At 60.4% G+C, this 16,838-nt stretch carries 18 protein-coding genes; 11 read left to right on the top strand and 7 right to left on the bottom strand.

The window, feature by feature from the left end; genetic code table 11:
- Positions 1 to 35 precede the first annotated feature (35 nt).
- Positions 36 to 791: an SDR family oxidoreductase gene (locus JQ632_RS06945; protein WP_212401543.1), complete on the bottom strand. Its 756-nt coding sequence runs from the start codon at positions 789 to 791 to the stop codon at positions 36 to 38.
- 156 nt (positions 792 to 947) lie between these two features.
- On the opposite strand from JQ632_RS06945, the gene JQ632_RS06940 reads away from it, so the two are divergent.
- The 4 genes from JQ632_RS06940 to JQ632_RS06925 all read left to right on the top strand — a co-directional run bounded on the left by JQ632_RS06940 (position 948) and on the right by JQ632_RS06925 (position 4,732).
- On the top strand, positions 948 to 1,352 hold the full coding sequence (locus tag JQ632_RS06940) for an MAPEG family protein (protein ID WP_212401542.1): 405 nt from the start codon (positions 948 to 950) through the stop codon (positions 1,350 to 1,352).
- A 13-nt stretch (positions 1,353 to 1,365) separates the two neighbouring features.
- Entirely contained in the window at positions 1,366 to 1,866 is a 501-nt protein-coding gene (locus tag JQ632_RS06935; protein WP_212401541.1) for a peptide deformylase, read from the top strand.
- 224 nt (positions 1,867 to 2,090) lie between these two features.
- Complete coding sequence (locus JQ632_RS06930) at positions 2,091 to 3,038, top strand: helix-turn-helix domain-containing protein (protein ID WP_212401540.1); 948 nt, start codon at positions 2,091 to 2,093, stop codon at positions 3,036 to 3,038.
- A 434-nt stretch (positions 3,039 to 3,472) separates the two neighbouring features.
- Positions 3,473 to 4,732 carry an acyl-CoA dehydrogenase family protein gene (locus JQ632_RS06925; protein WP_212401539.1) on the top strand — a complete coding sequence of 420 codons (1,260 nt, stop codon included), beginning with the start codon at positions 3,473 to 3,475 and terminating at the stop codon, positions 4,730 to 4,732.
- An 86-nt stretch (positions 4,733 to 4,818) separates the two neighbouring features.
- Here the strand turns inward: JQ632_RS06925 and JQ632_RS06920 are convergent, their stop codons facing one another.
- A complete protein-coding gene (locus JQ632_RS06920; RefSeq protein ID WP_212401538.1) occupies positions 4,819 to 5,718 on the bottom strand; it encodes an HNH endonuclease in 900 nt (299 codons plus the stop codon).
- 657 nt (positions 5,719 to 6,375) lie between these two features.
- Here JQ632_RS06920 and JQ632_RS06915 point away from each other — a divergent pair.
- Positions 6,376 to 6,993 (top strand): class I SAM-dependent methyltransferase, encoded by a 618-nt coding sequence (locus JQ632_RS06915; RefSeq protein WP_212401537.1) that lies wholly within the window; start codon positions 6,376 to 6,378, stop codon positions 6,991 to 6,993.
- Positions 6,994 to 6,997: 4 nt separating this feature from the next.
- Here the strand turns inward: JQ632_RS06915 and JQ632_RS06910 are convergent, their stop codons facing one another.
- From JQ632_RS06910 to JQ632_RS06895, 4 genes are read right to left on the bottom strand one after another with little or no spacing between them, the layout of a single operon-like run.
- On the bottom strand, positions 6,998 to 8,131 hold the full coding sequence (locus JQ632_RS06910) for a cysteine desulfurase family protein (protein ID WP_312015577.1): 1,134 nt from the start codon (positions 8,129 to 8,131) through the stop codon (positions 6,998 to 7,000).
- Positions 8,128 to 8,517 carry a GFA family protein gene (locus JQ632_RS06905; RefSeq protein ID WP_212401536.1) on the bottom strand — a complete coding sequence of 130 codons (390 nt, stop codon included), beginning with the start codon at positions 8,515 to 8,517 and terminating at the stop codon, positions 8,128 to 8,130. Before JQ632_RS06905 ends, JQ632_RS06910 begins: the two co-directional genes overlap by 4 nt.
- Entirely contained in the window at positions 8,514 to 9,773 is a 1,260-nt protein-coding gene (locus tag JQ632_RS06900; RefSeq protein WP_212401535.1) for an MFS transporter, read from the bottom strand. Before JQ632_RS06900 ends, JQ632_RS06905 begins: the two co-directional genes overlap by 4 nt.
- Before the next feature lie 4 nt (positions 9,774 to 9,777).
- A complete protein-coding gene (locus JQ632_RS06895; RefSeq protein WP_212401534.1) occupies positions 9,778 to 10,518 on the bottom strand; it encodes an MBL fold metallo-hydrolase in 741 nt (246 codons plus the stop codon).
- A gap of 73 nt (positions 10,519 to 10,591) precedes the next feature.
- On the opposite strand from JQ632_RS06895, the gene JQ632_RS06890 reads away from it, so the two are divergent.
- The 5 genes from JQ632_RS06890 to JQ632_RS06870 all read left to right on the top strand — a co-directional run bounded on the left by JQ632_RS06890 (position 10,592) and on the right by JQ632_RS06870 (position 13,470).
- Positions 10,592 to 11,260 carry a metalloregulator ArsR/SmtB family transcription factor gene (locus JQ632_RS06890; RefSeq protein WP_212401533.1) on the top strand — a complete coding sequence of 223 codons (669 nt, stop codon included), beginning with the start codon at positions 10,592 to 10,594 and terminating at the stop codon, positions 11,258 to 11,260.
- 21 nt (positions 11,261 to 11,281) lie between these two features.
- Entirely contained in the window at positions 11,282 to 12,106 is an 825-nt protein-coding gene (locus tag JQ632_RS06885) for a nucleoside phosphorylase (RefSeq protein WP_212401532.1), read from the top strand.
- A 105-nt stretch (positions 12,107 to 12,211) separates the two neighbouring features.
- Entirely contained in the window at positions 12,212 to 12,529 is a 318-nt protein-coding gene (locus JQ632_RS06880; RefSeq protein WP_212401531.1) for a helix-turn-helix transcriptional regulator, read from the top strand.
- Positions 12,526 to 13,011 carry an SRPBCC family protein gene (locus tag JQ632_RS06875; protein ID WP_212401530.1) on the top strand — a complete coding sequence of 162 codons (486 nt, stop codon included), beginning with the start codon at positions 12,526 to 12,528 and terminating at the stop codon, positions 13,009 to 13,011. The genes JQ632_RS06880 and JQ632_RS06875 overlap by 4 nt, the downstream gene beginning before the upstream one ends.
- 45 nt (positions 13,012 to 13,056) lie before the next feature.
- Entirely contained in the window at positions 13,057 to 13,470 is a 414-nt protein-coding gene (locus JQ632_RS06870; RefSeq protein WP_212401529.1) for an MAPEG family protein, read from the top strand.
- Between the two features lie 690 nt (positions 13,471 to 14,160).
- On the opposite strand, the gene JQ632_RS06865 is transcribed toward JQ632_RS06870, so the two are convergent.
- A complete protein-coding gene (locus JQ632_RS06865) occupies positions 14,161 to 15,219 on the bottom strand; it encodes a hypothetical protein (RefSeq protein ID WP_212401528.1) in 1,059 nt (352 codons plus the stop codon).
- A gap of 160 nt (positions 15,220 to 15,379) precedes the next feature.
- On the opposite strand from JQ632_RS06865, the gene JQ632_RS06860 reads away from it, so the two are divergent.
- Positions 15,380 to 16,801 carry a DEAD/DEAH box helicase gene (locus tag JQ632_RS06860; RefSeq protein WP_212401527.1) on the top strand — a complete coding sequence of 474 codons (1,422 nt, stop codon included), beginning with the start codon at positions 15,380 to 15,382 and terminating at the stop codon, positions 16,799 to 16,801.
- Positions 16,802 to 16,838: the final 37 nt, after the last annotated feature.

Here is a 16,838-nt window from a genome sequence, read left to right as displayed (position 1 = left end):
TGCTTCACGAGATTGATGCCGTCAGGCCTCAAACCTCAGGCCTTCGTCCGCGCCTGGCTGAGCCATGCGTCGAGCGTGATGCGGCCGAGACGCGCCTCGCCGGTCGGCACCAGCGAATGCTCCCCGACCCTTCCGCCGAAATACAGCGCGTCGGGGTCGCGCACCACGTTGCGGGGATCGCCGACCGCCTTCAGATAGCGGGCAACGATCTCGTCGAACGGCGCGCGGTCGGGGCCTGCGATATCGATCTTGCCGTTGCGCGGTGCGGCAAGCGCGACGTCGGCGACCACCGCCGCAACGTCCTCCGCCGCAATCGGCTGGAACGGACCGGGCGACATCCTGATAATGTTGCCTTGCGTGGCCGAGCCCGCAATCGCGCCAAGAAATTCCATGAACTGGGTCGCGCGCACGATGGTGTAGGGAATGCCGGAGGCCTCGATCAGCTTCTCCTGGGCGACTTTTGCGCGGAAATAGCCGTTCTCGGGCGTCCGCTCGCTCCCGACGATGGAGAGCGCGACATGGTGCCGGATGCCGGTTGCGGCCTCAGCCGCAAAGATGTTGCGGCCGGCGGTCTGGAAGAACTCCAGCACCGCCTTGTCCTCGAACGAGGGCGAATTGGCGAGGTCGACCACCACTTGCGCGCCGGCCATGGCCTCCTTCAGCCCCTCGCCGGTGATGATGTTGACGCCACTCTTGAGTGAAGCGGCGACGACCTCGTGGCCTCCCTGACGCAAAATGGCGACCACTTTCGAGCCGATCAGGCCGGTGCCGCCGATGACGACGATTTTCATGAGGGTTCCTTTGTCGAGGACTTGATGCAGGCGCACGGTGCGCCCTGCACCCGATCATTTGATGTCGCAATTTGCCGCGCGCTGAGATTTGATCGGGCTGACGGGGCAAGCAGGTTGACCTTGTGCTGGCTGGCCGCACCTTCGAAGGGACACAGGATGGGGATCGACTTCGAACTTTCGATGCTGGCAGCCACCATCGTCTGGGGCTTCTTTCAGCTTGTCGCCGCCGCGCAAGCCGCCAACGTGCAGTACGGCCTCAGATGGGCCGCGAGCCCGCGCGACGTCGAGATGCCGCCGCTCAAGCCCATTCCCGGCCGCATCAACCGAAATTTCCGCAACTACATGGAGACATTTCCGTTCTTTGTCGCCGCGATCCTGATCGCTCACGTCGCAGGCATTCACAATGGGCTGACCTATTGGGGATCGATTGCCTATCTTGGCGGGCGCATCGGCTACTCGGCGCTTTACATATCCGGCGTCCCGCTCGTCCGCTCCCTGTTCTGGAACATCGCCAGCTTTGGCATGCTCGCCGTTCTGGCAGCACCTTTCGTAGCTCATTGAAGCGAGCCCGAGCATGACCGTCCGCCCGATTGTCCGCTATCCCGACCCCCGGCTTGCAATGCCAGCGCGCCCCGTGACCGTGTTCGACGAGACGCTGCGAGAGCTGGCCAAGGATCTGCTCGAGACGATGCACGCCGTACCGGGGATCGGGATCACGGCGCCGCATATCGGCGTTCCCCTGCGGGTCGTGGTGCTCGACCTCGGCGAGAAGGACGGCGCGCGGACCTATGTCAACCCCGAGATCGGATGGCTGTCGGACGAGATGATCATGCACCGGGAAGGCAGCGTCTCGATGCCCGGCGTCAACGACGAGGTGGAGCGCCACGCGCGCGTGCGGATCAGCTATCAGGACGTCGACGGCAACATGCACGCCGAGGACTCGGAAGCCTTGCGCGCTGTCTGCCACCAGCACGAGATCGATCAGCTCAACGGCCTGTTCTGGATCCACAAGCTGTCGCGGCTGAAGCGCGAGCGGCTGATCAAGAAGTTCGAGAAGATGACGCGAAATTCGTAAGGCGCGCTAGCGACTTGTCCGCCGTGGCGCGAAGAGCGAGGGCGGCAAGCGTCACCTGCCCGGCCTCTCGAAACACACGGAAGAATTCCCCGTTTCTCGTCTCCGTCTCACTTGCCCATTTCGAGGCAAGGGTTAGTCTTTCCCGCCGCCGGGAGCAGTTGCAAGGGTATCGTTTCGCCGACCTTGCCTGTCGTCGCAACGATCGCGTCCGTAGGGGTGATCTGATGCAGATCTGGAACACCGAAGAGTTGCCCGACCGCGACCAGTTTGCCTATTGGCGCGAGGTCCTCTGCGAAGCCTTTGTGACGCTCAGGCCCGAGCGGCCCGGAGCGCAAGGTGCCGCCCGCTTCCCCAGCCGTGTCACGGCCTATCCGCTTTCGACAATCAACGTCACGACGGTTCAGTCGAAGGCGCATCACGTCATCAGGGGCGATGCCGAGATCCGCAGGGCATCGCAGGAGGTCTATTTCGTCAATCTTCAATTGAGCGGCCGATGCCGCTACGAGACCGAGGGACGGGAGACGATCGTCGGGCCGAACCAGTTCGCGGTCGTCGACTCGACCCGGCCCTACTTTCTGGACTTCATGGACGATTGGAACGTGTTCTCGTTCCGGATTCCGCGACACATGCTGCGACCTCTGTTGCAGAAGCCCGACTGTTCGACCGGCATCTGCGTGTCTGATAAGCATGCCCTGGGCGAGATCACGGTCGGCTTTCTAAAATCCATCGCGATGCAGAGGGGTGACTTGCCGGCGCAAGCGGTGGAGACGCTTGCGGGCGATCTCGTCAATCTGACGGCGCTGGCGCTGGGGGCCACCGAGGAAGCCCGAATGGGCCAGCCTCAATCCGTGCGGCGCGGGCTGTTCTCCGCCATCATGAAGTTCGTTGAGACGAATTTGGCCGATCCGCAGCTCGCCGCATCGTCGGTCGCTGCGCATTTCGGCATTTCCGTCCGCTATCTGCACCGGGTGTTCGAGGAGAGCGACAAATCGTTCGGGCAAGTCGTTCTGGAACGGCGACTGGTGCGTTGCGCCGGCGATCTCGAAGCGTCGGACCAATCGCGTATCTCCGACGTCGCGTTCCGCTGGGGCTTTCGCGATATCTCACACTTCAATCGCAGCTTCCGTCAGCGCTTTGGGTTTTCTCCTCGCGAGTACCGCTCCAGGCAATAGACCGGATAGGATATCGCAACTCGCTCGCCTCGATCGTTGCCTAAACCGTGATGAGAATAGGTTAAGTTGGCGCGGCATCGGAATCCACCTCTCCCTTGGGAGAGGTCGGATTGCGCATGGCGATGCGAAGCATCGTCCAGAGCAATCCGGGTGAGGGGTTACGGTCTCACGTTGCTCAGCACCCCCTCACCCGATTTGCACTCGACGATGCTGCGCATCGCGAGGCGAAAATCGACCTCTCCCCGCTGGGGAGAGGTGAACGGAGCCTGCGGACACGCGATTCAACTAAACGCCACGACGCTTTAGTTGCGCGGTGCGCCGACCCCGCCCGAGCGACCCGTGCGCTCCCAGTCAACTATTTTGTCCCTCCTCGCCAAGAACACGCGTCGTCGCGGTGCAAGAATGGTGCATTCAATCATTCTTGCGAGGTCGCGATGGCTATCGATTTCAGGCTCAACGAAAATCAAATCGCCCTGCGGGACGGTGCGCGCGCCTTCGCCAACGGTGTCCTCAGGGACGTCCGTCCGACGATTCGCAAGCACGCCAAGCCCGAGGACCGCTTCTATGCCATCCGTCCGTTCCACAAGCAGGCGGTGGACGCGGGATTCGTCAAAGGACTGTTTCCGCAGGATGTCGGCGGCATGGACATCTCGACGCTCGACTTTGCGGTCGCCGCGGAGGAATTGTGCGTCGTCGACGTCAACGTCCCCAGCGCGATGCTCGGGACCGGGCTTTGCGTCAAGCCAATCATCATGTTCGGGACCGACGAGCAGAAGCGCCGCTTCCTTCCCGATTTCATCAGGGACGGATCGCTGCTCGGCGCACTCGCCTTCACCGAGGTGACGGGCGGCGCAAATTTCGACGCGCCCGACCCGCGCTACGGCGTCAAGACTTTCGCCATTCGCGAGGGCGACGAATGGGTCATCAACGGCGAAAAGCACTACACCACCAACGGCACCGGCTGGGACGGCAAGAATTGCCATCTCTACGCCGTGGTCTGCCGCACCGACCCGAACAAGAACGCCCAGGAATCCCTCGCCGTGATCATGGTCCCCGGCAGCGCGCCGGGCGTCAAGGTGACCGGAATTCTCGACACGGCCGGACACCGGGCCACGATATCGCCGCGCATGAAGTTCGAGAATGTCCGCGTTCCCGCTGGCAATATCATCGGCAAGCCGGGCGACGGCATCGAGATCGTCTCCACGAATTTTGCCTGGACCGCGGCGCTGATCGGTGCGGCCTGCGTCGGCGTGATGCGCGCCGCCTTCGACCATGCGGTCGAATTTGCGAAAAGCGACGCCCGCTCCGGCCCGCATCCGATCATCGAATATCCGACCGTGGGCTACATGCTCGCCGACATGAAGATGAAGATCGAGGCATGCCGCTACCTGACCTGGAAAGCCTGCCAGCAATACGATCTTTCCAAAGGCAAAGAGCACGAACTTGCCGTGATGACAAAGGTGTTCTGCTCGGAGACCTGCGTCGACGTCGTCTATGACGCCATGCGGCTGGTCGGCGTCGACAGCTACACCGACATGCACCCGCTGGCGGAATTGATGAACGACGCCATGTGTTTCCCGCTCTATGACGGCGGCAACATGGGCGCCCGCCGCAGAAACCTGCACAACATCATCAAGAGCCCGTCCTACAGTTCGCTGACCGCGCCCTATGGGACGTTTGGCGCCACCGGCTAGGGTCCGCAGGGCGGGTTAGCGAAAAGCGTAACCCGCCATATGTGGCGGATTACGCCTAGCGGCAATCCACCCTACGCACTATGAGCCTATTGCTTGAAGCAATACTCACGGTGCCACCTTAGGAAATGTGGATGTGGGCGATCCGATATCCGTTGAGGCGCTCGTGCGTGGCCCGTCTTGTTGATGATCGACCGCACCCCGTCCAGATCGTTTGTCTGGCGCGAGATCAAAATCTCTAAATTGTCCGCCAAGCTGATGAGGCCACGATCAAACATCCAATGCGCGGTGCCAGAAAGAGCTATGCCATTGCTGATGATGTCTGGCCCGTTTTCTTCAACTGGCCGTATGTGAGCAGCCGCAACTTCCGCACGCCCCATTCCATTGATGAGCTTCAGCCCGGTGATCGCGCAGCGCTCATCATAGGCGCGAAGCACGATGCGGCGGAAAACTCGATCACGCAAAACTCTCGACACCGTCAGGCTAACGCGGTCGCGTTGCTGTTCGAACGCAAATGGCACCTGATTCTCGTTGAGATCGAACGACCGGATGTCACCATCGCGCCGTGGCAGCATCGGCGCATTCTCCGCGAGACCACGTTCGCATATTCTGTTGAAATCGTCGGGAGAGATTGGACGGACGGCCGACTGAGCGCGTCCTGAAATTCGTCCCTGTTCATTGAGGACACCGCGCTCAACTGGACCTGTCGGCCCGTTGAAGGGGACCGGATTGGCAAAATCCAGATAGCTTCCGGGTTCGATCAGAGCGAGATACATCCCCGAAGTACCGGGGTCGGGGATAACCTGCTGAACCCGAGCTATCGCGAAGTAGCCGCGCGTCTCGGCTACCTTGCTCGGTTCGTAATAGATTATCCAATCACCGATGCAGGCTTCAACACGACGGAGATACTGACTGGGAAATTGATATTGTTCAGCTGGGCTGTCATCGTAGATCGAGTCCGATCGATGGATGAATACCCCAAATCCCATGATCTACGCGGCGCCGCCTTCCCGGAGCGTTAGTCGAGATTGAACGCCACCGCCCCTCACTCCCACTCTATCATTTCGGACAGCGTATCGTCGTTGATTTGCAAGCACAATTCTTCAAGCCTGACGGACAAATGCCGACGGTATACCCGCCGCAATTTTGTGGTCTTGAATTCACAGGAAAATTTTGCTCCTCACAAGCACTAGCAATTCCGCTACCTATCGGAGTCTATCGACTGGATGGCGCGCCCCATGCGTAATCAGGACTAACGCAGCTCGCACTGGCACAGAGCTTCAGATACCGTCAGAGATCAGGAAGACACATTCGGTCCAGGCGCCGCTCCTCCCCCTTAAGTGCGCCAGCCATACAAGTCCGCTCCGCATTCAAGAGCCGCCCACCCGCCAGTTCGGTTCGTGATCCATAGCGGACTGCATTGGCGGATCGTAATCGCCGGCTAATGTTCGGAAAATGCCGAAGCGGTACTTTGCCCACTCCGCAAGCAGCCAGCCCGCCGCGGGACGCGCCGCCTCAGACGGCGTCCAACGCATTGATCTATGATAGTGTTTTCAAAAACGACTAGCCGCATTTCATTTTCGGCGAGCCGCTTCTGCAGAGCTAAGGCATTCTGTCATGAGGTTGTTGAGTCCAAGGGAAGGCAGATGCGTCGTCCGCAGTTTATCGCCGAACACGCGCGAAATGCGCGAGGCCTGTTGGGCCGGCTAATTGCCTTCATCATGGCCCGCGAGACCTGGAGCCAGAACTTGCGCGTGATGGATGCGCTCCGCATTGAGCAGGCCGATCATATTCTAGAAGTGGGATGCGGCCACGGCCGCAGCCTGACGGAATTGGCTGCGCGAGCTCCTCAGGGCCACATCGTCGGGGTAGACCCTTCTGAGCTGATGGTCGAGATCGCGGAGCAACGGACCCGGCCCCTCATCGAAGCCGCTCGCGTTGAAGTCGTCCACTCTGGAGTGGAATCGCTACCTTTTCCTGACGGCGTGTTCGATAAGGCGCAGTGCGTCCACGTGCTCTATTTCTGGAAAGACGTCGAGACGTCGCTGCGGGAGATCGCGCGCGTGCTGAAGCCGGGAGGCCGTCTCGGACTGCTGTTCCGGACGAACGCAGACTCGAAAGCCATCGCGTCTTTCCCGCCGGAAATCTACAGCTTTCCCGCGCTGGTCGACGTATCCGCAGCGCTCGAACGTGCCGGCATGGACATCCACCTTGTGGAGGATGGCGCGAGCCAACCAGCTCTTGTGCTGGCGATGAAGCGGTAGACGATCAGACCGCCGCGCTCGCGGCCAGGCGTGCGACCACCTGGTCGATCTCGTCGACTGTCGTTTGCCTTCCCAGGCTGAAGCGGATTGCTCCCATTCCGATCTTCTCGGGCACGCGCATGGCCGCGAGAACCGGTGAGAGTTCGATCTTCCCCGAATGGCACGCCGAACCCGTCGATGCTGCGACATCACGCAACTGCCCCAAGATGTCCGCGCCTATTCTGCCAACGAACGATACGTTGAGGGTGTTGGGCAAGCGACGCGTGGGATGGCCGTTGAGCGTAACGCCTTCGCCGAACCTGTCCTGCAGCGCCTGCCATAAGCGATCGCGCAAGGCCTCAATGCGGTTCATCGGTACAAGGTCTGCCGCCATCGCACAGGCCGTCCCCAGCCCAACTGCGAGCAGGGCACTCTCGGTTCCGGCGCGCCGGCCCGATTCGTGACCAGCACCGTGGATCAACGGCTCAAGTTCAATGCCTCGCCTGACATAAAGCGCACCGACGCCTTTCGGGGCGTAGAGCTTGTGACCGGCGATCGTCAGCATATCGACGCCGAGTTCATTCACCTTGGTTGGGATTTTCCCGACCGATTGCGCTGCGTCGGTATGAAAGCGGATTCCATGCTGCCGCGCGATCGCGCCGATTTCCGCGAGCGGCTGGACGGTACCGACTTCGTTGTTGGCGTGCATGATGCTGATCAGCAGCGTCTGTGGCGTAATGGCGCGGCACACATCCTCAGGATCGATCAGCCCTGTTCGATCCACCGGAAGGTATGTGACCGAACCGCCGAGCCGCTCGAGAAACCGGCAGGGAGCAAGAACAGCGGGATGTTCGATTGCAGAGGTGATGATGTGCGCCCCTTGGCGGTTCAGCGCAAGGAACGCTCCCTTGATTGCCAGATTGTTTGCTTCGCTGCCGCCGCTGGTGAATACGATCTCGTCAGGTGAGGCACCGAGGAGCGCGGCGACCTGGCTGCGCGCACGATCCAGCCCGGCCTTCGCCGGCGCGCTGGCCCAATGGCCGCTGGAGGGGTTGCCGAACGCGTCGTCCAAGAATGGCCGCATCGCCTCCGCCACGGCTGGATCAACCTGTGTGCTCGCGTTGTAATCGAGATAGATCTGCCGCATCGTCGCCGTCACTTGTCTTCTTCCTGCGTGTGGTTGAGCCGCAGCCATGGCAGTTGCTCATTGGCGAAAAAGTGCTTGCCGGGTTGCAGCTCCGACGCCCGGTCGAAGGCGCCGACGTGGTAGTGCGTCTCCGTCGGAAAATGCACGGTAGCGCAGGTCAGCGTCGAGCCGCAGCGGGAGCAGAAGCCGCGTGTGGTTCTCGGCGATGATTTGAACGTGGTAATGGTGCCCTCGATCACCGTGACAGCGTCGTTCTCGAACCCGACAAACACGCTGACAGGGGCACCGGAATGGCGGCGGCAGCTATCGCAGTGACACCAGAAGACTCCTTTCGGCCGGCCTCGCGCCTCGAAACGCACCGCCCCGCAGAGGCAGCGTCCTGAAAAAGTCTCGCTCATTGTCGTGCTCCGGGTCTGGCCTCCATGGCGACGAATACGATCGCCCCCGACAGGAAGGTCAGAGCGCCGATCGTTCCGATCGCCCAGGCCATGCCGAACAGGTCGGCGATGATGCCGGCCGACAGCGCCCCGATCGCGTAGCCGAGATCGCGCCAGAAGCGGTAGACGCTGAGTGAGCGCGCCCGCCAGCTTGGATGCGAGGCATCGGATACGGCGGCGATCAGGCTCGGATACACCATGGCGGTGCCGAGCCCGAGAAGCAGGCTGCCGACAAGCCACCATTCGAAACGGTTTGTTGCGGCGGTCAGGAACAAGCCCGCGGCCTGCACCCACATGCCGGCCACGATCAGTCCCTTGCGGCCCCACCGATCGGAAAGAGGGCCGGTGGCGATCTGCAGGATGCCCCAGGTCGCCGGATAGACGGCCTTCAGTATGCCGATGCGATCGACGTGGAGGCCGAACGACGCGAAGAACAGGGGAAAGATTCCCCAGCTCATCCCATCATTGAGATTGTTGACAAGCCCGGCCTGCGAAGCGGCGAACAGATTGCGATCTCCGAACGACGTGAGGACGAATATCTCCCGGAAGCTGAGCGGAGACGCTTGACGCGCATGCGCCGCAGTCTCCAGCCGGACGTGTTCCCGGGTATCGTGCACCAGCAGAATCGACAGAGCGGCGCCAAGGACGGCGTAGGCTACGCCAAGGTAGATCGGCGCCGGCCTCAGCCCGTACTCCGACGCAAGATATCCGGTGAGGAAGGCGGTCACGCCGACCGCAAGATAGCCGGCGAACTCGTTCAGGCCGACGGCAAGCCCTCGCGACTTCGGCCCGACGAGATCAATTTTCATGATCACGGTCATCGACCAGGCAAGACCTTGGTTGATGCCGAGAAGGGCGTTTGCTGCGATGACCCATCCCCAGCTCGGCGCCCACATGATCATGAACGGCACCGGCAGCCCGACGAGCCAGCCGAGGATCAAAACAGGTTTGCGTCCCCAAGCATCGGCAAGCTGGCCGGAGACCAGGTTGGCGCAGGCCTTCACTACGCCGAAACTGACAATAAAGGAAACGACGAGCGTCGTCGAACTGATCTTGAACTCCTCGGAGCCGATCAGCGGCACGACCGTCCGCTCGATTCCGACCATTCCGCCGACGAAGGCGTTGATCAGGACAAGCAAGGCGAACTGCGGCCAGTTCTCTTTCAGCCCCAGTCGGACAGACGGAGCAGTCTGTGGACCGCTTACAGCCTCGGCCATGAGATCAGGCCGCCGCCGTGGCCGTGCCTGAGTTTGCCGCCCTGATCTTCGCGGCTTCCGGTGGTGCCGGCGGAATCTCGGCGACCATGAACCGGACAAACTCGGCTTCGTCCTCGATCTTAAACGCCTGATTGTGCCGCTTCTCGAAGCCGATTGCGGATGATGGCTTGCCGCTCAGGCGGCGACCGCAGACCGAGCCCGCATAGGCGCCCGGCAGCACCTCGACGTAGTCGGGGAGCTCCTTCAGTCTTCGCACGCTCTTGAACAATTGCCTCGCGCCTTCCTCCGCGCTCGCCGCAAGTTCGGTGCGGCCGAGATCGCCGACCATGAGGGTGTGTCCGGTTAATACGAACCACGGCTCGTCGGCGCGTGTTCGGTCCGTCACAAGGACGCAGATGTGCTCGGGCGTGTGACCAGGCGTGTGCATCACCGTCGCCGACACATTGCCGAGCGGAAGAACCTCCCTGTCTCTCACTGCCTTGTACGGGAACGATACGCCAGCCTCCGTCGAGAGCACGTACTCGGCTCCCGCTGCGGCCGCGAGCGCGCGGCCCGCCGACAGGTGATCGGCATGGACATGGGTATCGATGACGAAATGTATCCGCATGCCGGCATTGTCGGCGGCCTGCAGGTAGGGCTGAATATCGCCAACCGGATCGACGACCGCGCCGGCGGCCTTGCCGCCGCAGCCGAAAAGGTAGGAGATACCGACTGGATCGCTATGCAAGAACTGGCGAAGAATCATGGACTTGCACTCCCTCGCAAGAAACGATAGATACATTCAATCGATCTGCTGAATGATATATTGAAGGAGCGTCGTGTCAAGCTCGGGACCAAAACAGGCCATCTATGAAAATCTTGCCCAAGTGGCGCAGGCGCTCGGCCATGCTCACCGTCTTGAGCTCCTGGAGCACCTTGCGCAGGGGATACGCACCGTCGAGGAACTGTCGGCTCGGGCACATGTGACGTTCGCCAACACGTCGCGGCACCTGCAGATCTTGAGGCGCGCGCGTCTCGTCGAGACCGAGCGTCGCGGCAAACACATCCTCTATCGTCTCGCCGGCGATGCCGAAGTGGTCACGCTGATCAAAGCGCTGGGGCGCGTCGGTGAACGGAATGTCGCCGAGATCGGTCGTGTTGTGACCGATTACTTCCAGGCCCGTGATGCGCTTGAGCCCGTCTCGCGTGACGATCTGGTCGCGCGATTGCGGGACGACCTGGTTACGTTGCTCGACGTGCGGCCCGACGATGAGTTCGCCCTTGGCCATCTACCGGGGGCGCTCAACATTCCACTGCCCGAACTGGAAAGACGTTTGAGCGAGTTGCCGAAAGGCCGTGAAGTGATCGCCTACTGTCGCGGGCCCTATTGCGTGCTTTCGTTCGAGGCCGTGGCGGCGCTAAGGGCGCGCGGTTATCGCATTCGCCGTCTTGAGGACGGTTACCCGGAGTGGAAGGCCGCAGGCCTGCCGATCGAATCCGCGGCTTGAGACAAACTCGTCAGGTGCATCATGGATGATCAGCCTCATCGCACGGAACCCGCGTGGCCAATCGTCGGCATCAAGGATCACAAGGCGCCCTCGGTGTTCCGGCCTGAATCCCTGTTAAGGGAGGCGCGCCGGCAGAGGCAGTTGCCGCTTGTCGCAGTGCCCGAAATCTGCCTGCTCGATCCGGACGGTGACGTCGTCCGTCACCTCAAGCGGACCGACACCGGCCGCATCCACGAAGGTTGGGCCTGCTATCACACCGAGCTTCTGGCCTTCGATCTCGACGGCATCGGCGAGGTCGGAATTGTCGGCTGCGCGGTCGGCGCCCCCTTCGCCGTCCTGGTCGCCGAACAGCTCTTCGCTTCGGGCTGCCGGTTGCTCATCAGCGTCACCTCGGCGGGCCAGATCAATCCCATCGGACCGACTCCCTATTTCGTCCTGATCGACCGCGCGCTGCGCGACGAGGGGACGAGTTATCACTACCTGCCTGGCTCGACTTTCGCTGCAGCACCTGACGTATCGCTTTTGGATCGCGTCGAGCGGGCGAGCCAATCGCTGCCGGAGAAACTGCATCGCGGCTCGACCTGGACGACAGATGCTCCGTATCGCGAGACTGAAGCGGCGATCGCGCGAGCGCGCAATCTGGGGACGCTCGCCGTGGAGATGGAGGCCGCGGCCCTCTACGCTTTCGGTACGACGAGCGGCAACTCGATCGTCTGCTTCGCGCACGTCACGAACTCGATGGCGCAGACCGAAGGCGACTTCGAGAAAGGCGAGGCGGACGGCACCAAAGCCACGCTCGCCGTCGTCGCCGCTGCGGCGCGGGCGTGGCGAAGTTCCGGATCATGACCTGCCTGTGATCGGTATGCGAAAGCTTGGCTAAATCTCCATTTGACGCAATCATCAGTCTACGCTAATCATTAGTATAAACTGATGATTGGACATCGACCAGCCATGGCTAAAGACAGCGTGCAATTGGCCGCTCTGGGCGATTCCACTCGCAGACGTATTTTCGAACTGGTGGGCGCTCGGCCTCGCACTGTCGTTGAGCTTACGCGAGAGCTCACGGTCTCCCAGTCAGCCGTCTCCCAGCATCTGAAGGTGCTGCGTGAATCTCGATTGGTTCGTGCCGAACCAAAGGGGGCCAGCAACATTTATCACATCGATCCAACAGGGCTCGGCCAGATGCGCGCCTGGCTGGACCAGTTCTGGAGCAGCACACTGGCAGCTTACAAAGTGGCCGTCGAAAAATCAGTGGAGGACCAGCGATGAGTAAACGTGTATCGGCCGCGCCCATCAAACAATCTGTCGTGGTCGAAGCGCCAATCGAGCGCGCGTTCAAGGTCTTCACTGAAGACTTCGGCAGCTTCAAACCTCGCGAGCACAATCTCCTCTCCGTCCCCATCGCAGAGACCGTGTTCGAACCTCGGGTTGGGGGTCACGTTTATGATAGGGGTGTCGATGGCAGCGAGTGTCGCTGGGCGCGTGTGTTGGCTTTTGAGCCGCCAGATCGCGTGGTTCTAAGCTGGGACATCAGCCCGCGCTGGCAAATCGAAACCGATCCCGACAAGACCAGTGAGTGGGAGGTGCGGTTCATCGCCGAGACGCCGAGCCGGACGCGATTGGAACTGGAGCACCGCCATCTCGAACGTCATGGCGAAGGTTGGGAAGGCGTGCGCGACGGCGTTGAGGGTGATCAGGGTTGGCCGCTCTATCTGAAACGGTACGCCGAGCGTATTGCCCGCGAGGCATGATGCTCGCGTGTCCCATGCGAAGTGATCGTCATTGCGGAGGTCCGTATGGCAGCCTACTCGCTTAGCATTGTCGGAGTGCTTGTCCTTTGCCTCCTGTCAATTTTGCTGGCGGTCTATTCAGGATCGTCCAAAGGCAGGGCCGGCGCACTCTCTGGACCTGTCCTGCCGGCGAATGACGACAACTTGCTCTACCGGATTGATCGCGTCCACATGAATGCGGTGGAGGCGCTGACGCCTTTTGTCGTGCCGGCTGTACTGGCTATGATGGTGGGGGTAGGACCCGCCACGCTTGCAACGCTCGTATGGATCTATATCGCAATTCGTCTGATCCACGTTGCTGTCTATTTGCGCGGCGGCAACGCCGCCAAAGGCGGCAGCATCAGAACCATTCTTTATGTTTCAGGTGCGCTCGTAACAATCGTTCTCTTGGCCATAACCGCGGTGGCGGCCATTCACTAGGGCATCAACACCCGGCGGTCTGCGAACCGATCATTTCGGCTTCGCCCTTCTGAGACATGCGGGACCGGCCGAGCGTCCGGTTTGCGCCAAGAGCTGCCTTCCTTCAACTGATGCTTGGGACCACCAAGCTCCGACCTTTCTGTACGCTGCAACGCGCCGCAATACCCACTTGGCGAAAGCAGGATGAAAGACCTACCGCGATCAGGTAAGTGGAAGTCACAGTTTTGGACAGTGCCCGGCGATGAAGGAAGTGGAGAACTGCCCGACCCAAACCTACGCCAAACCACGCGGTAGCAGCCGTTCCCCCTACTCCCACTCAATCATTTACGAAGATATTTCCGCGTTGATTTGCAAGCACAAATTCTCAAAGCTGACGGTCAAATCCCGACGGTATGCCCGCCCTAATTTTTCGGTCTTGAGTCCACAGGAAAATTTGCTCGACTCGGCGGGATGGCAACTTCGGCAAGTATCGGAGTCAATCGACGCAGTAGACAGATGCCAAGTCCGAACGGCCTCCTCTTGGCCCCTCGCCGATTTCCGCACGATACCGTCAATAGCCAGTCAAGCTGGACATTGATGGTCCGGCTTGCACCGCAAGTGGCCTTCGCCGCCAAGTCGCATTCTGACCCACAAGGGACGAGGACGCGCCCGAACGACGCATGCCTGCTCAGGGAGCACAAATGCGATCTTCTATTGAGCCGGTCGTGACGCAGCTGTCTCGGCTGCGATTGCCTGCGCCGCCACTGCAGCTGCTACTGCTTCAGATGGTCCCGGAGGAATGCTTGCGGCCCTTGCGCTTGGAGGCGATTGATCCAGATCGAGACAAGCAAGGTTCCAATGATCGTACCCACATCGTCCTCCCCCTGAAGCGGCGATACGACTAAGGAAGACCCTCTTGTTGCCGCAAACGGCTTTCGCGTACGCGTTGGGGTCTTCACAATTCCGCCGTGGGCCCGTTACGGCGGAGTCGCCACCTGGATCGCCATTGTAGAAGCGCTGCATTGTCACGTTGGCCTTCTTGATGCGCTCTAGCAACAGGTCAGCGTTGATCCTTGCTTGACCGAGCTGGCGTATTGCATCGTCAAATTTGGCCTTAGCCTCGCTTGCCAGAAAGAAACCATTGAGTTGATCCTCAATGAGACTGACCGTGTACGGCCCAACGGAGGTTGAGATGCCAATTTTGGTCGGCGGGTAGGTCTTCTTGCCGTCCTCCTCGATTGGGGTGCGGACACAAGTTATGGTGAAATTTCGCTTGATCTCTCTTGTCGGATCACCCGGGCCGATGGCTTCCGACTGATCAGAGAAGTTTGGAGTGGCACAACTCACTCGATCCTTGTCGTATTCCACGACATCCAATGTTGCGTTCAACGTGCTCTTCGTTATTTCTCCGAAAATCAAAACAGATCTAGGCGCCTGCTCCTGGTGCGTGATTCTAAGCCCTTCATTCTCAAGTCTTAGACACTCGTTGAAGTTCGTCAATGCGGGCACGACGACCGTGTTGTAAAATTGGTTGCTCGTTGCCTCGAAAAAGTTTTGAGCTAGCCCCGTTTTGCAAAACTCCTCCATCTTTGCTCTGTTAGACGTAGAGCCGACGTTGAACTTATACGGAATTTTTTTTACGGTCGCCTCCAGTCCGAGAGTGAACGAGGAATCATCGACCGATCCATCCCTGTGACAGTGCTGATTAAAGTTGGCAGACGGCGCGACCGCACTTGGCTGGATCCGCGACAACAGCGCCATGGACCGCATGCGTCTCTCGGGACCGGCAGCACGTCGACGTCTCGTTGCAGCAAAGCCCGACCTTCCAGCTCGCTTGCTCGCCGCGACTGGTGGGACCAGCCCCATACTGGGATTGTTCGAGCCAGATGTTATTGCCGAACTGAAAGGTTCGCCCACAGAGCTCGCTCGCATGGCGGTCACCCTCTTCGGCCCAGCCCTCCTTACGCGCCAGGCAATTCGGGATGCAATGAACGCGGAAGGACTTGATCCACCATCGCGCTGGGGTTCTGAGGCGGCCACAGAATTTGTTGCTGCCCTGGGTTTTCCGCCCGAATTTGCTACACCCCCGAATCGTCGCAGCGAACCGGAGCTCTCGGTCCCGGGACCGTTTCCTCTCAAGCCGTTGCATGATTTTCAGGAAGACGTCGCAGCCAGCCTCGATGGCATATTTGCTGACACAGCTGCGAAGCGGCGCCGGTGTGTTGTCAGCCTGCCAACCGGAGCCGGCAAGACCAGAGTCGTTGCCGAGGTTGCCGTAACGCGCGTTCTGGCTCCCACCAGCCCAAATCGCCTTGTCCTCTGGATCGCGCAGTCCGAAGAGCTTTGCGAACAGGCCGTCCAGTGCTTCCGCCAGCTCTGGCCTAACCGAGGATCCCAGGGTGAGACGCTAAGACTGATACGATTCTGGGGCGGGCAAGCAAATCCGAGCCCATCCCGGCCAGGCGAGCCGACGGTCATCGTAGCCTCGATCCAGACGTTGAGCTCTCGCACAGTCGGCAGCAGCCTGGCCTGGGCGGGCGACCCGGGACTTCTCGTGATCGATGAATGTCACCACGCTCTCACTCCATCATATACCGGTGCTCTTCGCTGGCTGAACACAGATCGAACAGACGGAGTGCAGGAGCCTCCGATCGTGGGACTGAGCGCAACACCATTCCGCGGTCTCAATGAGGAAGAAACCAAACAGCTCGCGCGGCGCTTCGATGAACGCTTGATCCCAAAGACGCAGTCAACATTGTTCGAACATCTTCAGGAGCAAGGTGTACTTGCGCGATTCAAATACACTCGACTGGACATGAGCGACCGGTTCGAGCTGACGCCGGACGAAATCCGCAGCCTCGAGACATTTCACCGACTGCCCGAGTCCGCAATGGAAAGGCTCGGAAATGATCCCGAGCGAAATGATCGAATTCTGTCGGCCGTCGCAGCGGCGTCTGAGCAATCGATCCTGATCTTTGCAACTTCGGTTGCGCATGCAAACCGTCTTGCTGCGCGACTGACCTTGCTCGGAATTCCGGCAGCAGCAGTGTCGGGAGAAACCGACAGAAGCTCCCGACGCTGGTTCATCGACAGGTTTCGACGCGGAGACGTCAGGGTGCTCTGCAATCACTCGGCGCTGACGACGGGGTTCGATGCGCCCGCAACTGACTTGATTGTCATTGCACGGCCGGTCTTCAGTCCGTCCCTGTACATGCAGATGGTGGGACGCGGCTTGCGTGGCCCGGCTAACGGCGGCAAGCAACAGTGTCGTATCCTGACTATTCAGGACAACCTCGATCAGTTTACCGGGAAGCTTGCTCACCGTTATTTCGAACAGCATTACATGTCCTGAGAACAATTGATCGATACTGACAGCGGCACAACTTTTT

Source organism: Bradyrhizobium liaoningense (genome assembly GCF_018130955.1).
GTDB lineage: Bacteria > Pseudomonadota > Alphaproteobacteria > Rhizobiales > Xanthobacteraceae > Bradyrhizobium > Bradyrhizobium liaoningense_C.
The sequence above is the reverse complement of the archived record's forward strand: the minus strand, read 5'-3'. Positions and strand labels throughout refer to the sequence as shown.